The organism is Orientia chuto str. Dubai, assembly GCF_000964595.1.
GTDB classification, from domain to species: domain Bacteria; phylum Pseudomonadota; class Alphaproteobacteria; order Rickettsiales; family Rickettsiaceae; genus Orientia; species Orientia mediorientalis.
Map to the genome: position 1 here is coordinate 1 of NZ_LANP01000018.1, position 25,738 is coordinate 25,738.

General features: G+C 28.6%; 21 protein-coding genes, 1 other RNA gene and 2 pseudogenes. 7 read left to right on the forward strand and 17 right to left on the reverse strand.

Annotated elements, in window-relative coordinates; all coding sequences use genetic code 11:
* Together OCHUTO_RS06455 and OCHUTO_RS06810 are read right to left on the reverse strand one after the other, a co-directional pair.
* The coding region (locus tag OCHUTO_RS06455; protein ID WP_232296967.1) for a hypothetical protein at window positions 1–185 on the reverse strand (185 nt) is incomplete at its 3' end.
* 189 nt (window positions 186–374) lie between these two features.
* Window positions 375–476: pseudogene (locus OCHUTO_RS06810) on the reverse strand (sensor histidine kinase); the annotation flags it as partial.
* Between the two features lie 336 nt (window positions 477–812).
* Between OCHUTO_RS06810 and OCHUTO_RS03095 the strand changes: the two are divergent.
* Window positions 813–917: pseudogene (locus OCHUTO_RS03095) on the forward strand (DNA adenine methylase); the annotation flags it as partial.
* A gap of 634 nt (window positions 918–1,551) precedes the next feature.
* On the opposite strand, the gene OCHUTO_RS03100 reads toward OCHUTO_RS03095, so the two are convergent.
* From OCHUTO_RS03100 to OCHUTO_RS03165, 15 genes are all read right to left on the reverse strand, one after another.
* On the reverse strand, window positions 1,552–2,037 hold the full coding sequence (locus OCHUTO_RS03100) for a F0F1 ATP synthase subunit B family protein (RefSeq protein WP_198139657.1): 486 nt from the start codon (window positions 2,035–2,037) through the stop codon (window positions 1,552–1,554).
* Between the two features lies 1 nt (window position 2,038).
* Window positions 2,039–2,545 (reverse strand): F0F1 ATP synthase subunit B family protein, encoded by a 507-nt coding sequence (locus tag OCHUTO_RS03105; protein WP_045797370.1) that lies wholly within the window; start codon window positions 2,543–2,545, stop codon window positions 2,039–2,041.
* 6 nt (window positions 2,546–2,551) lie between these two features.
* The gene (locus OCHUTO_RS03110) at window positions 2,552–2,776 is read right to left on the reverse strand and encodes a F0F1 ATP synthase subunit C (protein WP_045797383.1); all 225 of its coding nucleotides are present in this window, start codon (window positions 2,774–2,776) and stop codon (window positions 2,552–2,554) included.
* Between the two features lie 55 nt (window positions 2,777–2,831).
* Window positions 2,832–3,560 (reverse strand): F0F1 ATP synthase subunit A, encoded by a 729-nt coding sequence (locus OCHUTO_RS03115; RefSeq protein WP_045797371.1) that lies wholly within the window; start codon window positions 3,558–3,560, stop codon window positions 2,832–2,834.
* A gap of 81 nt (window positions 3,561–3,641) precedes the next feature.
* Window positions 3,642–4,010, reverse strand: a transfer-messenger RNA (tmRNA) gene (gene ssrA / locus OCHUTO_RS05295).
* A gap of 1,113 nt (window positions 4,011–5,123) precedes the next feature.
* On the reverse strand, window positions 5,124–6,233 hold the full coding sequence (gene mraY / locus OCHUTO_RS03120; RefSeq protein WP_045797372.1) for a phospho-N-acetylmuramoyl-pentapeptide-transferase: 1,110 nt from the start codon (window positions 6,231–6,233) through the stop codon (window positions 5,124–5,126).
* Complete coding sequence (locus OCHUTO_RS03125) at window positions 6,223–7,629, reverse strand: UDP-N-acetylmuramoyl-tripeptide--D-alanyl-D-alanine ligase (protein ID WP_052694632.1); 1,407 nt, start codon at window positions 7,627–7,629, stop codon at window positions 6,223–6,225. Before OCHUTO_RS03125 ends, mraY begins: the two co-directional genes overlap by 11 nt.
* Window positions 7,626–9,098 carry a UDP-N-acetylmuramoyl-L-alanyl-D-glutamate--2,6-diaminopimelate ligase gene (locus tag OCHUTO_RS03130; protein ID WP_045797385.1) on the reverse strand — a complete coding sequence of 491 codons (1,473 nt, stop codon included), beginning with the start codon at window positions 9,096–9,098 and terminating at the stop codon, window positions 7,626–7,628. Before OCHUTO_RS03130 ends, OCHUTO_RS03125 begins: the two co-directional genes overlap by 4 nt.
* A 13-nt stretch (window positions 9,099–9,111) precedes the next feature.
* Window positions 9,112–10,584: a UDP-N-acetylmuramoyl-L-alanyl-D-glutamate--2,6-diaminopimelate ligase gene (locus OCHUTO_RS03135; RefSeq protein WP_045797373.1), complete on the reverse strand. Its 1,473-nt coding sequence runs from the start codon at window positions 10,582–10,584 to the stop codon at window positions 9,112–9,114.
* Window positions 10,571–12,307 (reverse strand): peptidoglycan D,D-transpeptidase FtsI family protein, encoded by a 1,737-nt coding sequence (locus OCHUTO_RS03140; protein ID WP_052694633.1) that lies wholly within the window; start codon window positions 12,305–12,307, stop codon window positions 10,571–10,573. Before OCHUTO_RS03140 ends, OCHUTO_RS03135 begins: the two co-directional genes overlap by 14 nt.
* A gap of 67 nt (window positions 12,308–12,374) precedes the next feature.
* A complete protein-coding gene (ftsL, locus tag OCHUTO_RS03145) occupies window positions 12,375–12,668 on the reverse strand; it encodes a cell division protein FtsL (RefSeq protein WP_045797374.1) in 294 nt (97 codons plus the stop codon).
* A 4-nt stretch (window positions 12,669–12,672) separates the two neighbouring features.
* Window positions 12,673–13,611 carry a 16S rRNA (cytosine(1402)-N(4))-methyltransferase RsmH gene (rsmH, locus tag OCHUTO_RS03150; protein ID WP_045797375.1) on the reverse strand — a complete coding sequence of 313 codons (939 nt, stop codon included), beginning with the start codon at window positions 13,609–13,611 and terminating at the stop codon, window positions 12,673–12,675.
* Window positions 13,612–13,667: 56 nt separating this feature from the next.
* On the reverse strand, window positions 13,668–14,801 hold the full coding sequence (dnaJ, locus tag OCHUTO_RS03155) for a molecular chaperone DnaJ (RefSeq protein ID WP_045797376.1): 1,134 nt from the start codon (window positions 14,799–14,801) through the stop codon (window positions 13,668–13,670).
* 69 nt (window positions 14,802–14,870) lie between these two features.
* Window positions 14,871–16,811: a molecular chaperone DnaK gene (gene dnaK, locus OCHUTO_RS03160; RefSeq protein ID WP_045797377.1), complete on the reverse strand. Its 1,941-nt coding sequence runs from the start codon at window positions 16,809–16,811 to the stop codon at window positions 14,871–14,873.
* Window positions 16,812–17,162: 351 nt separating this feature from the next.
* On the reverse strand, window positions 17,163–17,459 hold the full coding sequence (locus OCHUTO_RS03165; protein ID WP_045797378.1) for a BolA family protein: 297 nt from the start codon (window positions 17,457–17,459) through the stop codon (window positions 17,163–17,165).
* 181 nt (window positions 17,460–17,640) lie between these two features.
* Here OCHUTO_RS03165 and OCHUTO_RS03170 point away from each other — a divergent pair, with 181 nt between their 5' ends.
* The 6 genes from OCHUTO_RS03170 to OCHUTO_RS06815 all read left to right on the forward strand — a co-directional run bounded on the left by OCHUTO_RS03170 (window position 17,641) and on the right by OCHUTO_RS06815 (window position 25,115).
* On the forward strand, window positions 17,641–18,456 hold the full coding sequence (locus OCHUTO_RS03170) for an enoyl-ACP reductase FabI (RefSeq protein WP_045797379.1): 816 nt from the start codon (window positions 17,641–17,643) through the stop codon (window positions 18,454–18,456).
* A 1,168-nt stretch (window positions 18,457–19,624) separates the two neighbouring features.
* A complete protein-coding gene (locus OCHUTO_RS03175; protein WP_045797387.1) occupies window positions 19,625–20,107 on the forward strand; it encodes a ribosome maturation factor RimP in 483 nt (160 codons plus the stop codon).
* 19 nt (window positions 20,108–20,126) lie between these two features.
* Window positions 20,127–21,629: a transcription termination factor NusA gene (nusA, locus tag OCHUTO_RS03180; RefSeq protein ID WP_045797380.1), complete on the forward strand. Its 1,503-nt coding sequence runs from the start codon at window positions 20,127–20,129 to the stop codon at window positions 21,627–21,629.
* Window positions 21,630–21,844: 215 nt separating this feature from the next.
* Window positions 21,845–24,382 (forward strand): translation initiation factor IF-2, encoded by a 2,538-nt coding sequence (gene infB / locus OCHUTO_RS03185; RefSeq protein WP_045797381.1) that lies wholly within the window; start codon window positions 21,845–21,847, stop codon window positions 24,380–24,382.
* Window positions 24,383–24,411: 29 nt separating this feature from the next.
* The gene (gene rbfA, locus OCHUTO_RS03190) at window positions 24,412–24,777 is read left to right on the forward strand and encodes a 30S ribosome-binding factor RbfA (RefSeq protein WP_045797388.1); all 366 of its coding nucleotides are present in this window, start codon (window positions 24,412–24,414) and stop codon (window positions 24,775–24,777) included.
* Window positions 24,778–24,989: 212 nt separating this feature from the next.
* Window positions 24,990–25,115 carry a hypothetical protein gene (locus OCHUTO_RS06815; RefSeq protein WP_269745484.1) on the forward strand — a complete coding sequence of 42 codons (126 nt, stop codon included), beginning with the start codon at window positions 24,990–24,992 and terminating at the stop codon, window positions 25,113–25,115.
* Window positions 25,116–25,738 lie beyond the last annotated feature (623 nt).

Here is a 25,738-nt window from a genome sequence, read left to right on the forward strand (position 1 = left end):
CAATTTATTCTTGATAACTCGGATGCTTTAACATTGTCTATAGGTAAAATTGGTCTTGTAAGGCAGATAGAATCAGTATGAAGATGAAAAATAGGTTTTGCATAAAACTGATTATGCACCTTATATTCTACCTTTTGAATAAAAATTTTAGAATAATTTATAAAAATATTATTTTCTAGAATCACTGCTATAGCTGTATTTTTGGAGGCAAAAAGTGCAACACACAGTATATAACTAATGGTTGCAATATTGGTATAATTTTTTATCATTTTATTGGAAATTTTATTCCCTCAGAATGGAGAAAGTTAACAGGAGATAATGGAAAAAAAACTTAAGTAAAACATCTAAACAACTCTTATCATTGATGGTATAGTTAATTCAGCATCTATTTGTTTTGTAGTGCTATTAATTCCTTCTGTAGCTAATTTTTTAGTTAATTTATTAATTTTGTTTTGACCTTCATCTTCTATAGGCATAAAATTCCCCTGCTATTTAATTTAACAAATGGCTGCTAGAGGTTAAAAGAAATAAATTTGCTGTTTACGCCTTTAATCTCTAGAGAATATTATCTAACTCTAAACTCAGATAATATCAGGTATACAGCAATGATTTTTATCAGTACATGCTTTCTTATAATATTAAAATTTTTACATAATATTAAACACTGATGCGAAATTATCGCATTCACGGTTGTAAATAATGAAAATTTCATCAAAAAAGATATGTTAAAAAAGCTCTGTAACAATGATTATTACTGGCATTAAGGCTTATTTTCTGCTATAATCTATAGCAGAGATATTTATAAATAAAAAATTGTGTCAGTAGCAACAGCTAATAAGCCTTTCCTGCATTGGGTTGGTGGTAAAAGGAGAATTATTAATAAGTTATTAGAGCATCTTCCTTCAGGGCCATACTATTTCGAAGTTACTAACATGTTGAAAATTTTTAATAAGTTTTATGCATTGAGTATTACACCACTTTAGATTATTTTTAATTATTGTTCTATTATGAAGTTCAATAAAACCTACATCTCTTAATTCTACTAGGCATTGTCTAACCCCATTCTGTACTGAAGTCCTAATAACTCTTCATAAAATAATAACCATCCTGTAATTCTTCTATATTTCTATTATTATATATTTATAGTTGAGAACTATCAGCTAGCAACTGCCTTTCAGTTTTTCCTAAAGCTTTTCCATCATCAATTATTCATCTTCATTCTGCTGGAGAAAAATTTTCAACAAAATTATAAAAAATTGTACTAATATTGCTACTGTTATTTTTAGCAATATTATAACCAATGGCTGCAATATCGTATACTGTATGTTGCATTTTGTACTTCCAAAAATACAGCTATAGCAGTGATTTTAGAATATTTTTACAAATTATTCTAAAATTTTTATTCAAAAGGTAGAATATAGGGTGCATAATCAAGTTATGCAAAACCTATTTTCATCTTCATACTGATACTATCATAAGACCATGTTTTTATAGTCAATGCTTGAATATAATCCTTATTACGTACTAGAAAGCATTGATAATAGAATATAATCATCTCTGATAAGGAGAATTGCAAATACTATTACTTTCATCATGCTTATTATTATCAATCATGCTTATTATTATATTAGTATCAGAATTTTGTAGCGTATCGCTAATATATTTTAAAGCAATTTTACTAGAAATTTTAAAAAAATATGCATACATTTCCTCTATAGCTCGATGTTTTTCATATTTGATTCTTTCCTGAACTTGCATTTCATATTCTTTAATTTTGATTTCCAGATCATTTAGCTTTAATGCAGCAATATTGTTAGCTGCTTTTTGTGCTTGAGCAAGTAATGTTGTTTTTTTGTTTTTTGCTTCGATCAATTTTGTTTTTGCTTCAATGAGCATTTCTTCAGCATTATCATTAATAGCTATTGAGTGATCTATTCTATCCTTAATACTTTTAATTTTATTATCTAAAGTATTTGTCAAAAATTTCTTAAACGGCTTATAAGAGATAATAATAAATAGAATAAAATAAATTAGCACTTCAATATTTCATTAAGTTATTGTTTTTTTTATCTAATTTGTTATAATATTCATATAGATAATTAACATCAGCTTCATGATTTGTTAGTTTTTTTATAAGATCTTGAGAATACTGAATCACCTGTTCTTTATAGCTACTTTGAAAATTCGTCATCATATTTTCAATTTCAGCAATACAATTTGCAATTTTTTGATCAAGTTGCTTAGAATGATGATTCCATTTTTGATTGCATATTTCTTCGCTAGATTTCTTTGCTTGCCTTATAATCTCTTCAGCCTCAAGTTCAGATAGATGAGTAATCTTATCAATTTCTTCATTAATTTGCTGCACTTGAAGATTAATCTTTTTAGCTTTCTCAATATATGAAGAAATATAATTGTTTCTTCTAGTAAAGATATTTTCAGCTAAAGGTACAATTATAAAGTTAATAATTAATAATAAAAAAGTAAAAGTAATAGCTAACCAAAATAACTGTGTAGGAAAGAAGATATAATCTAACTGAGGCATATTACTTTAAGTAAACATTAATAATATTGCTAAAATGAATGAAAATAGCCCCATAGCTTCAGCTAATCCTGCTCCAATTAAAGCTGCTTTCTGTAAGTCTTCAGTAGCTGAAGGGTTACGTGCAATCGAATTCATCAATGCATTAAATATACTGGCAACTCCTAATGCTGCACCAGCCATACCAAACGCCATAAAAGCTACAGCTATGTACTTAAAAGATATAGGATCCATTTTTTTTATAATCTCCTGTATAATTAGTATTATCAAATATAGCTATAACGCTATTTTAATGTAAATTTACTACATCTCTTAAGTAGACACAAGACAAAATTGTGAAAATATATGCTTGTAAAATAGAAATAAATAATTCAAATCCAATAAGTATAATAACTAAAGCTATAGGTAATGGTTTCAAAAGCCAAGTTAAACTAACAATAGGCCAAGCAATTATTTTTAGTAATATATGCCCAGCTACCATATTTGCAGTTAACCTTAAAGATAAACTAATTGGTTTTGAAAAAAAAGTGCATAACTCGATTATGATTATTATTGGTGCTAACCAAATAGGTATATTCTTTGGTAAGAAGAGTGAAAAAATTTCTAATTTATGCCTTAAAATACCGTAAATTAAAGTAGCAATAAATACTATCATTGCTAGGCTAAATGTAACTATTATATGGCTAGTAAATGTAAATGCATAGGGAACCATTCCAAGAATATTACCAAAGCTAATAAAAAGAAACAATGTAAAAATTAAAGGAAAGAATAATCTTCCTTCAGGCCCTATAGTACTATATACCAGCTTTTTATTTGACTCATATATAATTTCTCCAAGAGCTTGCCACCTTGAGGGTACAATGCTACTGTAAGTGAATGCTGTAATTAGCAACAAACTAGCAGCTATGCTAGCAAAAATCATAGCTAATGATGAGTTAGTAATACTAATGTTATAGCCTACAATCTCTAATGGTACAATTGGTTTAATCAAAAACTGACTTAAAGGATTAGCTAACATTATTTATATTTTCAATAAATTTTAGCGAACATTTTATACAAAAAATAATTTTTTATTATTTTAACATGTTTTATAAAAATAACTAGGGCTTTTCTGTTGCTCGGTAAGCCCATTTAACCGCTCAGTATGCTAGTCTATTAAGCTGCTAATGCAAGCTTAGGTAAACCAACATCTGAAGAAAGCTCGTTATCGTTTGCATTTCTTCTTTTTGACCCATTTAAACAATACTTTATTTAAACATTGCCTAAAACGACGGAATCATATCGAGCAAAATTTATTATTTTACTAGGTGTGTCGAAACTTTTTCACCCCCATAAAAACATTGCTTTATTCTGGTGGAGGTGCCGAGTACTGCCCCCGGGTCCACTGCCTCTATTTTTAATAAGATTTATTGCCATAGCTTAATTTAGCATCTTAATTATAATATATAGGTTTTTAGTTTTCAAGAAATTAACTAGATAAAGTACAAAATTAAAATTTATAATAATTTTGAGATAATTTGCCAGAATACAATAGATTAGTAAGTAATCAATAAAAATAAATCTTTACTTAAAGTAGCACGTAGTTATAACCTCAGTTTTGGATTAGATATGATATATTAAAATCTATGAATAACTTGTATCTAAAGTTCTAGTTAGTTTATTAGTGTTGATATGAGTACAAGAGAAAAATCATTACATAACATTTTCATTTGAGGCGTTAATTCAATTCTAGATTAGAAAGTAACTATGAAAAACGAAAAGTATCAAAAATATAATTATTACTTCAATATTTTAGTAGAAGAAGACTTTTCAAAGCTTACAAAATAAATACTAAAATTAAGTATAATAACATTGCCTAATAAAAAAGATTTGAAAGTCATATTCAATATAAAGGAGAAGGAAGATTAATTTTTGTTAACTTTCGCACTTTATAGAGCCTACTATTAACTTGTGTTAACTTTAATTAATTTTTGTAATTAACATTATTTGTCAATATTACAAAAAAATTAAAGCCAAATGCCGAAAATAGGGATAATAAAAATTTAGGAAATTTAGCGCTAATTTTTAACTTAAAAGTTGAACTAATAATCAAGAAACGCATGCAATCTAAGGGTGATTAAGCTATTTTCAATTCAGATGTATTATGAATGAATTAATATAAAAAAATTGCTATAAAACAAGCATAATTATTTGATCAGTTATTTAACCACAGTATTTATTAATAATATACATAAATTATATAGTAATTATATTGTTCTATATTAATATAGCCGGTCTATATTATGTCTTTTATTTAATAGCAAATTTTTTGTACTAACTTGTTCATAATATATTCTACTTAAAAATCACTTAGTTAGTCTTGAGTTGTATACATCTATCGATCATTAGGTTAAAAATTAGTGCTCAACTTTCCAAATTTTTATTCTCCATATTTTCTCCTTCCTTTTTTTGCTCATAATTTACCTCTTTAAGTTCTCTCCTAATTTATTTCTTAATCCAAAATTGAGATTTATAGTATAGTTGCTGTATCAAAATATATTTTGAATATTCCCATCATTTCTACCATCAAACTTGTAATAAGTTATAAATATAAAAGTTTAAAATTTTTTAAACTAGATAGGCCAATTATTGAAAATACTATTGATATAGTCCAAAATATATTTACTATTTTAGATTCGCCCCAACCTATCTGTTCAAAATGATGGTGTATGGGAGCCATTTTAAAAATACGCTTTCCTTTTAAATATTTAATTGAATATAATTGAATTATAACCGATAAGGCTTCTATTACAAATAGCCCTCCAATAATAGCAAGTCTTATTTCATTCTTACTAATTATACTAATTATACCAATAGCTCCTCCAAGAGATAAACTACCAACATCACCCATGAATATTTTAGCTGGTTTAACATTATACCATAAAAATCCTAGACTTGCTCCAGCTATAGCAGAACATAATACTGTTAGTTCTGAAGCTTGCGGAACATGTAAAATTTGTAAGTTATTAGTATTAATATATGATGCATCTTCAGCTAAGTAGCACATTAATCCTAAACATAAAGCTACTACAATAATTGGTACGGTAACTAATCCATCCAGTCCATCAGTTAAGTTTACTGCATTAGATGTTCCAATAATTATAAATAAAGCAAGAGGAATATATAATATAGATAAATTAATAGTTAACTTTTGAAAAAAAGGAATTATTACATAATTGGCTATTCCTGAATCTAGATTATAGCTAATAATTATATAACTAATTATACTTACTATAATTTGGCTAATTAATTTATAAATTGGACTAATACCTTTTGTATTTTTTTTTATTACTTTCTGATAATCATCAATGAAACCTAAAGCTGCTAAACTAAGCATTACAAATATTGTTAGCAGTACATAAATATTTTTATAATCAGCTAGTATCAGTGTTGATAATATTATTGAGAAGATAATTGCAATTCCCCCCATTGTTGGGGTTCCAACTTTAGTTATATGTCTTTTAGGGCCAAAGTTTCTAATAGGTTGTACTAAATTCTTCCAAGTTTTAAAATATTTTATTAGAAGAGGAACTAAAGAAAACGATATAATAAAGCTTAACAATATTGCTATTCCACTTCTTACTATAACATTACTAAAAATGCTAAAAATATCACTGCCATCAGTACATGATGCAAATAGATTATATAGCATCTTTTAACTTTCTAGACTCAAGTAAGTTTTCTATTATTAAACTAAGCTTCATACGATTTGACCCTTTAATTAAAACATAATCATCTTTATGTAATAAAGATAAAAATTTATCAACTGTTAATTCATATATGCTATTGTAATGATTAAGTTTAAGCTTATTAGGTAATAGTTCATACATGTTTTTCATTAATGATCCAATAGCAATAACATAAATATTACACTCTACAATATAAGTAATAAGATTTAAATGATGTTCTTTTGCTCTATATCCTAACTCTAGCATATCGCCTAAAACAGCTACTTTTCGTTTAGCTTTAATTTGACCTAATAGTTGCAATGCATTTTTCATTGAAGCTGGATTAGCATTATAACAATCATCTATTATAAATAAGGAGTTTGAATTAAAGCTTAATAAATAAACTTTGCCTCTACCTTCAAAGTTTTTAAGTGTATTAATTACTTCAATTACTTTAGTTAAATTGATTTTGCAAATATCACTTACTAACAGTACTACAGCAATATTAAGGGCTTGACCATAGCTCAGAATTTGAGTATTAAATTGAAAATAATTCCCATTACAATTAATATTTATTACTGATTTTTGATTATTAGAATCATAATAATAACTTGTAACTTTACTATTAGCTGCTTGGTGATTTCCAAAAGTAAACACATTACTAATACCAACTTTATTAATGTATTCAAGCTGTTTAGTAAAAAACATGCTGTCAGAATTAATAACTGCTATGCCTTCATCAACTAACCCATCAAAAATTTCGCATTTGGATTCTGTTAAATGTTCCAATGAATTAAAAAATTCAGTGTGGGCTGAATTAATATTAGTAAGTATAGCAATATTTAATGGTAAAATTTTAACTAATTCTCGTAGTTCTCCAGCTCTGGTCATACCTAATTCAAAAATAGCATATTCAGTATTAATTGGCACTGATGCAAGGTTTAGCAGCATACCAAGTAAATTATTGAAATTTTTTCTGCTAGCAAAAGTTTTATAACATGTGCTAAAAACTTTGAACATTATTTCCTTTGTTGATGTCTTACCAACGCTACCAGTAATGCCAATGAACTTAGTATTTTTTAACTGTTGATGCCGGTAATTTGCTAGTTGTGATAATGCATTCTTTGTATTATTAACTAAAATGATTTTATCATTTTTAATGTTATCAATTAACCGACTTACTATTACTGCATCAGCACCATAAGTAAGCGCATCATTAACAAATTGATGACCATCGCCTCCATTATTAGATTGCAAAGCAATAAATAAATCTCCAGGTTGGACATGTTTTGAATTAAACTGAACAATTCCTCTAACACTAACATTCACTCGAACTCCTAGCGCTGCTGTTAAATCTGTAGCTGACCACATTTCCATCATTTATTCATCTTATTTAATTGTTTTAAATGAAATTTTACTTGCTCCATATCATTATAATCAATTACACGATTTCCTATTATTTGCTGGCGAGTTTCATGGCCTTTTCCAGCTATCAGTAGTATATCGTTATCTACCATTGTATTTATGGCATATTTTATTGCTTCTCCTCGATTTGGAATTTCAACAGCCGATGTAGCTACTTGCAATATTTCTTTTCTAATTGCTGCTGGATCCTCATTACAAGTATCCTGGTCAGTAATTATTACTAAGTCTGATAACTTGCTTGCTACTATTCCCATTTGTATTCTTCTAGCCATTATGTCCTGGTTTTCACTACCACCAAATATAGTTACTAATCTTCCTTTATTATTATTTAATATCCGTAACTCAGTCAACATTGTTGCCAATGCATTAGGAGTAATAGTATAATCAACAAAAACATAACAATTACCAAATTTTATTTTCTCCATTCTGCCTTTAATTGGTTTTAAATTAGATAGCAATGGTATTAATTTCTCAGACTTAAGGCCAACATTAATAGCTAATAACAAAGCTATTAACATATTAGTAATGTGAACTCTACCTATAATTGGTACTTTAAATTTATAATCTTTATCTTTATATCTAAAATGTACTTTTTGGCCATTAAATGAACCTTGAACACTAACAATTTGAATATCACCTTGTCGTTCTACACTTAATAACCTTAGACCAAATTCTTGAGTAATTTTTGATTGAATAATTTGCAATTCATTAATGTTGTTGTTAACTATTACTACACCATTACTAATCATATTTTCTTTAAAAAGCTTTAACTTGGCATCAAGATATTTATTCATAGTTTTATGATAATCTAAATGCTCGCGGCTAAAACTAGTAAATGCAGCTGCTTTAAATTTAATTCCTTTCAATCTATTTTGATCAATACCATGACTAGAAGCTTCTAATGCTACAAAATTAATTCCATGAGTAGCAAGTTGATGCAAAATATATCGTGTTTTAATATAGCTCCTAGTAGTATCATATTCTGGTTTTATTGGATCAGGATTTAATAGCTTATTTAAATAGTTATTTGTAGTTATAACTCCTAAAGTACCAACACTAGCAGCTTGCTTACCAGCTAACATACATAATTGTTGAAAATAATTAACAACTGAAGTTTTTCCATCAGTACCAGTTACAGCAACTAAGTATTTAGGTAATTTGGGATATAAATAATTAACTACTGTTTCTAGCACTAGAGCAATATCTTGAACTACTATAATATTATCGTGCGGTATTACAAAATTCTGGCTGGTAATAATTAAACTAGCTCCATTTGTTAAAGCTATATCAATGAAGTCATTGCCATTATGAAATAATCCTGCTAATGCAAAGAATATTTGCCCGGGTCCAGCTAATTGGGCTGTGATAGCAATATTTTTTATATTCCGCCTTTTTATAAGCTCAATGATACTATTTGATTCCATATTAACGCTTTTGTTATACAATTAACTTATTTAATTGTTTTAAATGAAGCTTTACCTGCTCCATGTCATTATAATAAATTACATGATTGCCTACTATCTGTTGACGCGTTTCATGGCCTTTTCCAGCTATAAGTAGTATATCATTATCTATCATTGTATTTATAGCATATTTTATTGCTTCTCCTCGGTTTGGAATTTCAATAGCTGATGTAGCTACTTGCAATATTTCTTTTCTAATTGCTGCTGGATCTTCATTGCAAGTGTTCTGATCAGTAATTATTACTAAGTCTGATAACTTGCTTGCTATTATTCCCATTTGTATTCTTCTAGCTATTGCATCTCTGTTTTCACTACCACCAAATATGGTTATTAATCTCCCTTTATTATTATTTAATACTCTTAACTCAGTCAACATCGTTGCTAATGCATTGGGAGTAAGAGCATAGTCAACAAAAACATAACAATTACCAAATTTTATTTTCTCCATTCTGCCTTTAATTGGTTTTAAATTAGATAGTAATGGTATTAATTTCTCAGACTTAAAACCAACATTAATGGCTAATAACAAAGCTATTAACATATTAGTAATATGAACTCTACCTATAATTGGTACTTTAAATCCATAATCTTTATTTTTATATCTAAAATGTACTTTTTGGCCATTAAATGAACCTTGAACACTGACAATTTGAATATCACCTTGTCGTTCTACACTTAATAGCTTTAGACCGAATTCGCTAGTAATTTTCGATTGAATAATTTGCAACTCATTAATGTTGTTGTTAACTATTGCTGCACCATTACTAACCACATTTTCTTTAAAAAGCTTTAACTTGGCATCAAGATATTTATTCATAGTTTTGTGATAATCTAGATGATCGCGGCTAAAACTAGTTAATGCAGCTGCTTTAAATTTAATTCCTTTCAATCTACTTTGATCAATACCATGACTAGAAGCTTCTAATGCTACAAAATTAATTCCATAAGTAGCAAGCTGATGCAAGATATATCGTGTTTCAATATAACTCCGAGTAGTAGCGCATTCAGGTTTTATTGGATCAGGATTTAATAGCTTATTTAAATAGTTATTTGTAGTTATAACTCCTAAAGTACCAATACTAGCAGCTTGCTTATTAGCCAACATACATAATTGTTGAAAATAATTAACAACTGAAGTTTTTCCATCAGTACCAGTTACAGCAACTAAGTATTCAGGTAATTTGGGATATAAATAATTAACTACTGTTTCTAGCACTATGGAAATATCTTTAACTACTATAATATTGTCATGCGGTATTGCTGGATTCTGATTGGTAATAATTAAACTAGCTCCATGTGCTAAAGCTATATCAATGAAGTCATTGCCATTATGAAATAATCCTGGTATAGCAAAAAATATTTTGCCAGGTTCTGCTGACTGTGCTGTTATAGCAATATTTTTTATATTCCGCTTTTTTATAAGCTCAATGATACTATTGGATTCCATATTGAATCTTGTTATTAATTTTTATATTTTGCACACTAGCCATTTCTTGGTTATGTGGGTGCATACCGTATAGTGCACCTATTTTAGAAATAATTCTAGCTGCAGTAGAAGTAATACCACATTCAGCTGCACTGATTAATTCATGTGTAGACTTATCGCTTTTAGGTTCGTCAAGCATTAAATATATAATAAATTTAGGCATTATCGATGGGTAAATACCAATAAAAGATGACCTTATACTATTTTTATCATATTTTTTATCTTTTATTTTTTTTGCAGTACCAACTTTTCCACCAACAAGATATCCAACTACATCGCTATTTTTAGTAGTACCATGCTTAACTGTTAAGCGCAATAGATCATTAAGATATTCAGATGTTTTTTTACTAAATATCTTTTGTGATGGAAAGTTATCTTCAGGCTGTCTTTTAATTAAAGTAATAGGATACCAATTTCCCCCATTAACAATTGGAATCATTGCTTGAACAAAATGTAATGGACTAATAGCTATACTATAGCCATAAGATATTGTTGCTGTTAAGATATCACTCCAGGCTGCATTAGTAGAATATAATGAGTTTGCTTTTTCAGGTAGCTCTATTTTTAGAGGTTTATCTAAAGCTAATAATTTAAAGTATTTCTTCAAGTTATGTTGTCCTATATCTAATCCAATTTTGGCAATGCCGATATTAGAAGAATATATAAAAATTTCTGGAACATTGTAATATCCTACAAAATTTTTGTAATCTTTGAATTTAAAATTGCTAATTTTAAATTCTGTAAGATCATAAGTATTATTTAGAGTTATAGTTTCAGTATCCAAACCAATAGCAACAGTTAAAACATGCATAACAGACCCAAGTTCATAAACTCCTAGACTTGCTTTATTAAATAATTGGCTTGTAGTTGCTTTAGCTGGATCGTGAGGATCGAAGTCTGGTTTGCTAATCGAAGCTAATATTTCACCATTATTTGGATTAGCTATTATTCCTACTCCCCCTAGTGCACTAAATTTTTTAATTGCATTATCTAGTTCTTTGCTTACTATATCTTGTATTCTAATATCAATACTTAATATTAGAGGTTTATTTAATACTTCTTCACTATTAGATAGGTAGCTATGATAATAATTTTCTATTCCTGCTAAACCACGCATATCTGTACTAACATAACCTAGTACATGAGATAAAAGATTACCATAAGTATAAACCCTTTTATAATCTTCTTCAAAATTCAAACCAGGAATTCCCAGATCATATACTTGTTTATGTTGGTTAGGAGTCAGGTGACGTTTAACTATAACAAAATTTTTGTTATTTTTTAGGTCATTTAAAAGTTTGTCTGCACCGATATCAGTAAAAACAGATTGTAATTTTTTTACTAATAGTGCTGGATTAGTGATTTTTTTAGTATAAGCTGTAATTGATGGAGCAAATAGGTTTACTGCCAATATATTATTGTTTCTATCAACAATTTCTTTTCTATACTTAAAGGGCATTTTTCTACTAAAGGTTAAGTTTTGGGATTGATAAGTAGACAGTTTTATAATTCGAAAAGCAATAATTATAAAAACAACTAAAAAGCTTAATATTACAAATAGTATTCTAGTTTTTTGTGTTAAATTAGTCTGATTAAATGAAAATAAGTAATTAATATTAAAGCTAGTTGTTTTATATAATACACTAAATGTTTTAGCTATGTTGCGAAGTAATGCCTTTAACATCTTTAATTAATTATTATGCCTTAAGCAAATAATTCATACTTTATAATATAATTGTATATAATAATAGCTAACCACTTTCACTAATAACTTTTTCAGTTACTAGTAAATTATCTATCATTTGTGATGTCTGAATATTAGTAAGATATAAATAATTTGTAGATAATTTCCTTAACCTATCTGGAGTAGTTAAATGAGATAATTCAGCTTTGATAATATTTATATTATTAATTTCTTCTCGAATCTGTTTATCAATTTGAGCTAATTGATAATTTAAATTATTTACATCATTCTTTATTGCAAATAGATAGTAACTAACAATAAATATTATTGTAACCATAATACAATTTATAATATTCAGCATATAACTACTCACTTATTTTTAATGCTGCCCTCAATCTTGCTGATCTAGATCTAGGATTATTTATAATTTCTGTTTTAGTTGGTATTACTATTTTTTTAGTTAATAGCTGTAACACTCCATTTTGTAAAGGAATTTGTTTATTGATATTGTATTTTGACTGAGCAATTTTTTTTACTTTATTTTTATGCATAAATTTTTTAACAATAGTATCTTCTAATGCATGAAAACTAATCACAATAAGTTTACCATTAATAACTAATAAATCCAGGCTCTGGTTAAGGAAAGTTTTTAAAGCGGATAATTCATCATTTAAAAAAATTCTAATAGCTTGAAAAGTTTTTGTAGCTGAATCAATCTTACTCTTGTGATAATGATTATTGTATCCAACTGCTTCCCTAATTATATTTGCCAATTGAAAGGTAGTTACAATTGGCTTTTTTGCTCTAGCAAGAACAATATTCTTAGCAATTTTTTTAGCCTTAACTTCTTCACCAAAATTATAAATAATATCAGCTAATTTTTGTTCAGATGCCTCATTTATAAGTTCTGAAGCTTTGTATCCTTTTTGACTCATTCTCATATCAAGCTCAGCATCATAACGAAAAGAAAAACCTCTATTTGCCTCATCTAATTGCATCGAAGAAACTCCTAAATCCATCACTATGCCGTTGAATTTAATTGCCTTAAATAAATATTTCTTAACCTCAGCAAAATTTTTATTCAAAAAAGTAAATCGATTTGGGTATTTCTGGTAAAACTGATCGGCAATTCTTATTACAGCTGGATCACAGTCGAAAGCAATAATTTTACAATTACAGCTTGATAAAATTAGTTCACTATATCCACCAGCTCCAAATGTACAATCAAGGTAAATTCCATCATCCTCTGGAACTAAATAACTTAGCATTTCTGCAGCTAGGACTGGAGTATGAATTTTACTCAAAGAAAAATTCTTTTTAAGAAATCATTTTGCTAGCACTTAATTGTACTAGCTTATTTTTATTCACTACCACTAGCCCAAAAATTTTTTACTTTATTTAAAAAACCTTCATTCAATTCTTCATTGAACTCTTTATCTAACTTACTAAGTAATTCTCTTTGAGATTTAGTTAAACTTGTTGGTACTTTAATATTAACATGAACAATCATGTTTCCACGGCGAGCGGAATGTAAGATTTGCATTCCTTTGTCCCTAAGTTTTAATTTATTATTATTTTGAGTACCTGCTGGTATTTTAAGTTTTAGCTTGCTTCCTGTTATATCCATAACTTCTATTTCGCCACCTAATGCAGCTGTAGTAAAACTAATATCAAGCTGACAGTGTAAATCATCACCTTCAATTGTAAAAGTATTATGAGGAGATAATATTATATAAACATATAAATCTCCAGCTTTTCCACCTCTACTACCAGCTTCTCCTTCACCAGTAAGCTTAACTTGACTACCTTCTCTTACTCCTGCAGGTATTTTTACCTCAAGATTTCTAGTATTCACATACCTACCTTCGCCATAACATCTATTACAAGGGTTTTTAATAACCTGTCCTGCACCGCGACAAGTTTGACAAGTGTTTTCAAAAAAAAAGAAGCCTTGCTGAGATCTAGTTACTCCACTTCCTCGGCAAGATGGACAATTTAATGTACTGCTACTATCTAAAATACCTCTTCCAGTACAAGCGCTACATGTTACTGCTGCTTTAAAACTTATAACTTTAGTAATCCCATAAAATGCTTCTTCTAAAGTTAAAGAAAGATCATATTTTAAATTAGCTCCAGCTTTTTTAGAGAAAACATTTTTTGGTGAACGTCTTGTTCCCATGAAGTCGCCAAATATATTTTCAAAAATATCATTAGGATCAATACCTCCAGCAAAACCGTGACTCTGCTGGTAATTGCCACCACCACTATTCTTAAATCCTTGATGCCCTAATTGGTCATATGCACTTCTTTTTTTCTCATCTTTTAGTACATCATACGCTTCATTAATACTTTTAATCTTTTGTTCAGCATTTTTATTGCCAGGATTATGATCAGGATGATACTTTAGAACAAGCTTACGATAAGCTTTTTTTATCTCCTCTTGAGAAGCATTTCGAGGCACTTCTAGAACTTGATAATAATCTAAATCAGACATATATTATTATATTAATATTATTTAACATAAACTATTTTACTAAACACTAAAATAGGTTAGTAAATCAGATTACTTTTTACCTATATCTTCATATTCAGCTTCTACAACTTTATCATCTTTTTCTTTAACTTTATCTTCTTTGTTATTAGAGCTATTATCAGAGCTAGAATGCATATTATTATTTGCTGCAGAGGTTTGTTGCTTATACATTATTTCCCCAATTTTCATACTAGCAGTAGTCAAGGCTTCAGTTTTCAATTTAATATCATCTATATTATCAGCTTTAATAGCTTGCTGCAATTCACTTATAGCTGAAGTAATATTATTTTTATCGTTTTCAGGAAGCTTATCACCATACTCTTTAAGCCCTTTTTCAGCAGTATAAATTATACTTTCAGCTTTGTTTTTCAGCTCAATAGCCTCCTGGCGTTTACGATCTTCACTTGCATATTTTTCAGCTTCTTGAACCATTTTTTCAATATCATCTTTATTTAATCCTCCAGAGGCCTGAATTGTTACCTTTTGTTCTTTATTTGTAGCTAAATCTTTGGCTGAAACATTGACAATTCCATTAGCATCAATATCAAATGTCACTTCTATTTTTGGTTCACCACGTCGAGCTGGAGGAATGCCTTCAAAATTAAATTGCCCTAGTAATTTGTTATCAGCAGCCATTGCTCTTTCGCCTTGAAATACTCTAACTGTTACAGCTTGCTGATTATCTTCAGCTGTTGAAAAAATTTGACTTTTCTTAGTTGGAATAGTCGTGTTACGATCAATTAATTTAGTAAATACTCCACCTAAAGTTTCAATTCCTAAAGACAATGGTGTAACATCAAGTAACAATATATCTTTAACATCACCTTGTAATACCCCTGCTTGTATTGCAGCTCCAAGTGCTACCACTTCATCAGGGTTTACTCCTTTATGCGGCTCACGACCAAAAAATTCTTTTACTGTTTCAATTACTTTTGGCATTCTAGTCATACCACCAACTAGTATTACTTCATGAATATCTGAAGCTTTTAAATTAGCATCTTCTAAAGCTTTGCGGCATGGCTCAATAGTTTTAGCTATTAAATCCTCGACTAGTGATTCTAGCTTAGCTCTAGTTAGCTTAACATTAAGATGTTTTGGCCCACTTGCGTCTGCAGTAATATAAGGTAAATTTACCTCTACTTGCTGAGTAGAAGATAATTCTTTTTTAACTTTTTCAGCTTCATCTTTTAATCGTTGTAAAGCAAACGGATCATTTTTAAGATTAATACCATTGCTTTTCTTAAATTCATCAACTAGGTAATTTAGTAGTCGCATATCAAAATCCTCTCCACCAAGAAATGTATCTCCATTAGTGGCTTTTACTTCAACTACCCCATCTTCTAAATTTAATACTGAGACATCAAAAGTTCCTCCTCCTAAGTCATATACTATAATATTTTTACTACCACATGCTTTATCAAATCCATAAGCTAGCGCAGCAGCTGTTGGTTCATTGACTATTCTTAACACTTCTAATCCTGCAATTTGGCCTGCGTCTTTTGTAGCTTGGCGTTGAGCATCATTAAAGTAAGCTGGTACTGTAATAACTGCCTTAGTAACTTTCCTGCCTAAATAACGCTCTACTGTTGCCTTCATTTTTTGCAAAATGTGAGCTCCAATTTGACTAGGTGAATATTTTTTACCATTAGCTTCAACCCATGCATCACCATTACTTGCTTTAACAATATTATACGGTACTAATTCTTGATCTTTCTTAACTGTTGGATCATCAAATGTACGTCCGATTAATCTTTTAGTAGCAAAGAAAGTATTTTTAGGGTTAGGAATAGCTTGCCTCTTTGCATGATCACCTGTAATTACTTCCCCATCGGCTGTAAATGCTACTATAGATGGCGTAGTTCTAGCACCTTCTGCATTTTCTATTACTTTTGGTTTTCTCATTTCCATAATTGCTACACAGGAATTGGTTGTTCCCAAGTCAATTCCTATAACTACTTCTGTTCCTGACATTTTAATTAACTCCTATTTAATAATTTAATAATTCTAAGTTTTTTTAACTCTCAAATAATTTCAAGAAAAAGTTATATACTTAATAAATCACTCTAAATTTTCATATAGCTTTATAATTAATTCTTAAAAAGCTATATTAATCTTTATTTAAGAAAAACAAAACTTTCCTTAAATGTGATTTTTACATACAAAAAATAAACTTGTCACACTATGATATAGTGTAATGTAGTCAATTTTCAAGATACGAAAAATCAAACTTTTTAAATTTTTTTTACTTATAAGGTTAATTATTCGTAGATTTTCTTTTTTGGAAAATTATAAATTTTTGTTTTTTTTAAATAAAATCCGTAATTAAAATTTTTGATTTTTTAATGTAGCAGCATACTCCGAAGGAGTGAAAGCATCTATTGATGCAGCATGCAACCCATTTTGAAATTCTGGTTTTAGTAATGACATAATTAATCTATGCCTTGCTAGATTAGTCATATTATTAAACTCGTTTGATACAATAAGTATATGTATATGAGAAACCTGACTAAATTCAGAATATTCAGCATGCCCTTTATGCGGTGCGCTAACATCATTAATTTTTATCACTTCAGAGCTAATAACAGACAGCTTGGCTTGTATTTCTGATATGGAGGTCATATATTTATTATACTTATAATAATTCCATTATAATATTATCATGATTAATAATTTAATCTAAAAACTTAATTAATCAACTTTTAAAAAGCTACTAGCATTTTAGACAGCATTTAAGAATAAAACAATAGCATTATTTATCTAATATCAAGTATTAATATAACAAAATTAATTAACAAATATAATGAAAAACTTAGCATTACTAACTGGTAAAAAGGGGATTATACTTGGTGTAGCTAATACAATGTCAATTGCTTGGAAAATTGCTCAGCTATGCCATGCTCATGAAGCTGAGATTGCTATAACATATCAAGATGATAGGTTAAAAACTCGTATAAATCCCTTAGCTGAAGCAACTAATTGTAGTATATTTAAATGTGATGTTAAGGAAATCACATCTATTGATGAATTATTTGATAAATTAGCAACTAAATGGGGTAACTTAGATTTTTTAGTGCACTCAATTGCCTATACAGATAAAGAAGCATTTAGAAAACAATATATAGATACTTCACGTGAAAATTTTCTTAATACACTTGATATTTCATGTTATTCTTTTACTTATTTGAGCAAAAAAGCAGCAGCATTAATGAAGCATGGAGGCAGCATATTGACTTTAAGTTACTACGGATCGCAAAAGGTTATACCTTCATATAACGTTATGGGAGTTGCTAAAGCAGCATTAGAGGCAAGTGTAAGATATATAGCTGCTGATTTAGGATCAAAAAATATTAGAGTAAATGCTATTTCAGCTGGACCAATTAGAACTTTATCAGCAAGTGTAATTGGTGATTTTAGAACAATACTTAATACATATCAATCATCTGCTCCATTAAGGAGAAATATTACTCAAAGTGATGTTGCTAATACTGTATTGTACTTAATAAGTGACTTAAGTAATAGTGTTACTGGACAAATACACTATGTTGATTGTGGTTATAGCATTATGGGAATAGGAGTGATAAACTCTACTGTAAGTGATATCTATAATAAAAATTAAGCTTTTTCTTCAGTGTGTAAGTTAAAATTTATTCTAGAATATCAATACATTTTCTAATCTCAAATTTTAAAAAACTAAAAATATATATCTACTTAAGAAAGTGCAAGCATTGGTAGCTAGTGCATTGAACAAAATTAGTTCTGTGCTTTGTATACTAAAGAGGATAGACATAACAACTAAAATAAAAAGATAAAATTTCGACAAACTCTTCAGAATGTTTGCTAAAATCTGCAGAATAGCTAAAAAATTAGCTAGATAAATACAATCCAATAAAACTGTTGCAAGATGATTTGCAGCAGCTACAAAACCATCTTCTGATTAACATATAATTCTTTGCTGCTACTAACAAATTTGCAAAATCAAATAGAGATAGAGCTATTAGTTTATAAATTTACTTTTATCTCATAATTAAATAAACAAATTTAAGTTTATAAATATAATTATATTTACAAGTTTTGTAAAATTAATAAAGAAAAACATGGAAATAAACTCTTAGTACTATATTCAGTTGTTTTTTGAGCTTAGGTATACATTATATGGAATGCTTTCATTTATACTATTACCTTCATTAGTTGCCTATTTCCTTAAGCCTACTAATCTTCTATTAATTCTAAATTCCTAATTCAAAACTGAAATTCTTAAGTATTTATTTGTCAATTGTATGTCGATGTATCAACTATAAACTTTAGTTGCTTGATACAAAAAATTAGCTTTCAATTATTTATGTTCAAAACTTTGATGCTTGAAATTACACACTATATTTATAAGCTTTTTGACAAACGATACAAACACAATTATAGCACAATCAATAGTCAGTTTTATAAAAATTTAGAAGTTTAACAAAAAAATGTTTCTACTCCTTTTCTATAATAAAATTTTTAGCTTGAAAACGATTCCTTTTCCCTAAATACCAGCCTCAAACCTAAGATTTATTCTTTTTTCTTTTGCTACTATATATGCTAATTATTATGATTGATTTCTTAATAGATTAGTATTAAAATCGCGGCTAGATGAGTTTAATTATATTAGGTTATTATATTAATCCATTATAAACGCTATAACTGGCGTATATGGTTAATGCTATATAGTTCATTTTTTAATTAATGATTCAAGTATAAATTTACTACTATTTTGAATATATATTATTAACAAATACTTTAGTATGAGTATTTCAAATGATAAAATAAAAGAACTAATTGCTCCTACAGCTAAAACCCTAGGATATAAAATTGTCAGTATAAATTTTATTGTAAAACCTGCTATACTAAAGATAGTTATTGATCGTCTTGATGAAGGAAAAATCAATATTTTAGATTGTCAAGCATTTAGTAAAGCAATTTCAGTAGTTTTAGATATTGAAAATATAATACCAAATAAATATTATTTAGAAGTTGAATCTGCAGGTATCGAGCGAAGTTTAATAGATTTAGAAGATTTTACAAAATTTTTAGGACATACAATACAAGTAAAACTTGTTAACCATATTAATGAAAATAAAAAATATATAGGGATAATTTCTAATATCGAAGAACAAAAAATTACATTAAACTTGCAGAATAATAGTACTATTACTATAAATTATAATAATATAAGGACTGCAAAAATAGTTTTTACAGATAATATGTTTCAGCAAATTACAAAAAATTATTAGCTTAGGGGATATATAAATTATGGTTAATCCTATCAATTCTGAAGTGTTAAGGGTTGTAACTCATATTGCTAGAGATAAGGATATTTCACAAGATGTTTTAATCTCTATTGTAGAGGAAACAATTCAATTTATTAGCAAAAAAACATATGGCTCAGGACATAATATTAAGGTTGAAATCAATAAAAAAAGCGGTGAATGCAAGCTATATAGAGTCCTTAATGTAGTTGAAGATATAGAAGATATATTTTCTCAAATTTCCTTAGATAATGCTTTGCAGTTAAATCCTGCTATCAAAGTTGGAGAACAAATTTTTGAGACTCTTCCTGCTATCATTCCTAGTAGAAGTACAGCTCAAATTGCTAGAAATTTTATTGCTGAAAAAATTGCAGTAATAGAAAGAGACAAACAGTTTTTAGAAGTTAAAGATAGAGTTGGGGAAATAATTACTATAACAGTTTTAAGAATTGAAGCAGGCAATGTAATAGGAGAATTTGGTCGAATAGAAGTTATTATTCCTAAAGATCAATTAATACCTAGTGAAGCCTACAAAAAGAACGATAGGATTAAAGCATATGTACAAAGAGTAAACCCAGAACCTAAAGGACCACTAATGTTTTTATCTAGAACAGATAATCAAATGTTAGTTAAATTATTGGAAATGGAAGTTCAAGAAATTTATGAAGGTACAATTACTATTAAAGCAGTAGCAAGAGATCCAGGATCAAGAGCTAAAATCGCAGTTTTTTCTCCTGATTCATCTATTGATGCTGTTGGATCATGTATAGGAGTTAGAGGAAACAGAATTAAAAATATTTCTAATGAACTTGGTGGAGAGAGAATAAATGTTATAAAATGGAGCCAAGATATTGCTGGCTTTGCTATTAATGCTATGTCACCAGTACAAGTGACAAAAGTTATCATTGATGAACCTAATCATTTAATTGAGTTAATAATATCTGCTAATCAGCTTAGTATCGCTATTGGAAGACGAGGCCAAAATGTTAAACTTGTATCTAAACTTTTAAATTGGAATATTGATATTATCACTGAAGAACAAGAATCATCACGCAGAACAGATGAATTTTCTTCCGCTACAGATTTATTTACAAAGAATTTAGGAATTGATGAAATGCTAGCTCAGTTATTAGTAGCAGAAGGATTTATTTCTATTGAACAAATAGCTCATGCTAGCCTTGATTCTTTCGCAAATACTGATAAGCTTAGCTCTGAATTAATATGGGAATTACAACAAAAAGCAATGGACTATGTCAATAATCAAAGCAAAATAATTCTTACAAAATTAGAAGAACTAGGAGTAGAGCAGGAACTACTAGAAGCTTTAGATATTCCTTTAGAAGCTTTTGTTCCTCTTGCAGAAAATGGTATTAAAAATTTAGAAGATCTTGAAGAGCTTACATTCAGTGAGTTTAACGCTTTAGTACCAAATAATAATCTTAATGAAAAAGAATTTAATTCTATAATTTTAACTAACAAAAGGCGTTTAGCTGATTTAAATCAGTAATATACTACCGAGAAATTCAGTAGTATTATTATTTACCTAATAATAAGTAGTTCACTCTAATAAATATTGCTGTATAATTAAGAAGGTTAATTTAAACCAATATTTTAGATATAAGCAAAACAAATACTTGTATCAAAGGTGTCCAGTACTTTTTATTAAATACAGCAAAATTAGCATAGCAATAAGTAATAAATATTCAAGCAGTAAAAATAATTATGATAGATAAGCACAACAGAGAAGGAAAAGATAAAAAACTAAAATTGCCATCAAAAATGGTTCTTGGTAAGCATATAGATCCTAAAAAATTAAAAACTAGCTATGTTACATCTTATAATAATAGCGTTACAGTAGAAATTAAGAGTAGTGGAAAATTTAGCAATAATACTTCATTATCTGAATCTGATAAAATTAATACAAATCTTAATAACTCAGGCCTATCAACTACAGATGAATTTAATGAAAAAATTAGCCTTCTAAAAAGAGCAGCATCATTTGCTAAGAATGAAGACTATAAGAATAGCGTTATTAGTTTCAGTTCTATAAATACAGATACAGAAATTTCAACTGAAACTGATATTCACTCAGAACAAAATATAAGTGATTCTTTGCATAAACAGGAAAGTCAAAACATAGATTTAGCTAGCAAACACAACTCTAATAATACCTCAAATACAGTTACATCTATTGTAACTCAAACAGAATATAAGCAAAAAAATTCTGAGAAACAGCTATATAGTAGTAGCATACCTTCTGCTTCTGGTGGCATAAAATTAAAAAATAAAATTACAGAAAATAATATTGATCTTGAAACAAAAACTGTCTTAGCTAAATCTAGCTGGACTAAAAAGAGCAATAGTCTTAAACCTAAGAAAGCAGATATCTATCAAATGCTGGATGATGACCCTAAGTTAAAGCCCAGAAGTATAGCAGCTATAAAACGAGCTAGAGATAAAGAAAAGCGCAAGTTAGATAACAAAGCTCTAGCAAATAAGATATATCGTGAAGTAATTATATCAGATACTATTGCAGTTAATGAACTGGCGTTGCGCATGTCAGAAAAACTTTCAGATGTAATGCAATCACTATTAAAACTTGGCATCAACGCTAGCGCAAATCAAAACATAGATGTTGACACAGCAGAGCTAGTCGCAGTTAGCCTAGGACATTCTGTCAAAAGAATTCAAGCTTCTGATATAGAAAATATTTTACACTCAGATAAAGATACTCCAGAATCATTATTACCTAGAGCGCCAGTTGTAACAGTAATGGGACATGTAGATCATGGAAAAACTTGTTTATTGGATGCGCTAAGATCAACAGATATAATAAGCACAGAAGCTGGTGGTATAACTCAACATATTGGAGCATATAAAGTTACTCTTGCTAACAATAAATCAATAACATTTGTTGATACTCCTGGCCATGAGGCTTTTAGTGAAATACGTACTAGAGGTGCTAAAATTACTGATATTGTTGTGTTAGTCATTGCTGCTAACGATGGTATTAAGCCTCAAACAATAGAAGCAATTAACCATGCTAAGGCTGCTCAAGTACCTATATTAGTTGCTATTAATAAAATTGATGCTCCAGATGCTAATCCAGATAAAATTAAAAATGCATTACTGGCTTACAACATAATATCAGAAGATTTAGGAGGAGAAACAATTGTAGTTCAAATTTCTGCATTAAAAAAAATCAATCTTGATAAACTAGAAGAAGCAATTTTATTGCTTGCTGATATGTTAGAGCTTAAAGCTAATTCAAATGCTTTAGCTTCTGGTACAATTATTGAATCTGAAGTTGATGCTAAAAGTGGTATAGTAGCTACTGCATTGGTTCAGCGTGGTACTTTAAAAATCGGAGATATCTTAATCGCTGGTAATACTTTTGGTAAAGTAAAAAGAATGATTAACGATAAAAACCAGAAAGTAACACATGCTTATCCATCAGATCCAGTCAAAATTCTTGGATTAAATCAACTACCAAAAGCTGGTGATGCAGTTTCAGTAGTCCAAAATGAGAAACAAGCACGTAATATAGTTAATTATCGTATTAGAAAAGAAAAAGAAGAAAAACAGAATATTAAGATCGATAATACTTCCTTAGAAGAATTGCTTAAACAAGCGTCTATGAATCAAATTAAAGAGTTATCTTTAATTTTAAAAACAGATGTCCATGGTTCTCTTGAAGCTATTGTATCTAGTATAAATAAAATTGTTAGTGATGAAGTAAAAGTCAAGATTCTTCATGCAGCTGTTGGAGTTATTAACGAGTCTGATATAATATTAGCTAATGCTTCTAATGCTACTATTTTAGGATTTAATGTTAAAATTAACTCTGCAGCTAGCATTAAAGCAGAAAAAAATAAAACAAATATCAAATACTACTCTATAATATATGATTTAATAGATTATGTTAAGAGCGCTGTGTCCGGTATGTTATCCCCTATTATTCATAAAGAACATACTGGTAGCGCAGAAGTAAGAGCTGTATTTAATATTACCAAAGTTGGTAATATAGCTGGGTGTTATGTTACTAAAGGATATATTCAACGTGACAGCAAAATTAATCTACTTAGAGATAATAAAATAATTTTCAGTGGAGCCTTAAAAACCCTAAAGCGTTTTAAGGAACATACAAAAGATGTAAAAGCAGGATCTGAATGTGGAATAGAGTTAGCTAATCATCATGATATTAAGATAGGAGACATAATTGAAGCGTTCACAGTAACTGAAGAAAAAGCTAAACTCTAATTAATTGACTAGTATTAATGACAAGTTTTATGAGGAAAATACATCAGGTAAAATCATATAAACAGTTAAGAATTGCTAACATGATTAAGTTAGCTTTAATTGATGTACTGCATTCAAATAAGCTTCATTCAGATCTATTTGAGTGCAAGATAACTATTACAAAGGTAGTTATAGCTGGACAAGGGTTATACCACTGCTATATTTTACCATTTAGCTCCTTGAAATTATCCCAAGAAAAGCTTATGCATGCTATTAATGCTTCTCTCCATATAATTAGACGAATGGTAACACAAAAAATTAATTTAAAATACTCTCCAGAATTAAAAATTTTCTATGATCATGGCTTTGATAATGCTGCAGATGTAAAAAAAATTTTAAAATCATTACAAAATTAAGTAATAAATTTAACTTAATTTCATGACTTTTGTCTATAAAAGAAAAAACTGGTCTTGTAAGGCAAATAGAATCAGTATGAAGATGAAAATAGGTTTTGCATAAGAATAATTATGCTCCCTATATTCGACCTTTTGAATCAAAATTTTAGAATAATTTATAAAAAATTATTTTCTAAAATTACCTGCTATAGCTGTATTTTTGGAGGCAAAAAGTGCAACATATAGTACGCGATATTTTAACCAATAGTTGTAATTTTACTAAAAATAACAGTGTCAATAATGATACAATTTTTTACCATTTTATTGGAAATTTTATCCAGCAGAGTGGAAGGATCTGATTGGAGATAATAAAAAAGCTTTAAGCAAAACCTCTAAACAACTCCTATCATTCATAGTATTTAGACTGCAGCGCTATTATAACAACGATATAGAGGAATTACAGGAGAGTTATAAGCTTTTTGAGGATAAGTTAAATGTTTGTCAACGCCGAGTTAGGCAATGCCTAGTAGAATTAAGAGACGCTGGTTTTATTGAGGTTGAAAATAGGACAACAATTAAAAATAATCTTAAATGTCATAATACTCCGTGTGTCATACCCTAGTGAAAAAGGTTGAAAGTCATATTCAATCTAAAGAAGAAGGAAAGTTAATTTTTGTTAACTTTCGCACTTTATAGAACCTGCTATTAACTTGTGTTAACTTTTATTAATTTTTGTAATTAATATTCAACCTTAACTATAATTAAATTTGCAAAATTTGTCAATATTATAAAAAAATTAATGCAAAAGGTCGAATATAAGGAGAATAAAATTTAGGAAATTTAGCACTAATTTTTAATTCAGAAGTTGAACTAATGATCAAGAAACGCATACAACCTAAGGGTAAATCAAGCGTTTTTCAATTCAGATGTATTATGAATGAATTAATATAAAAAAATTGCTATAAAACAAGCATAATTATTT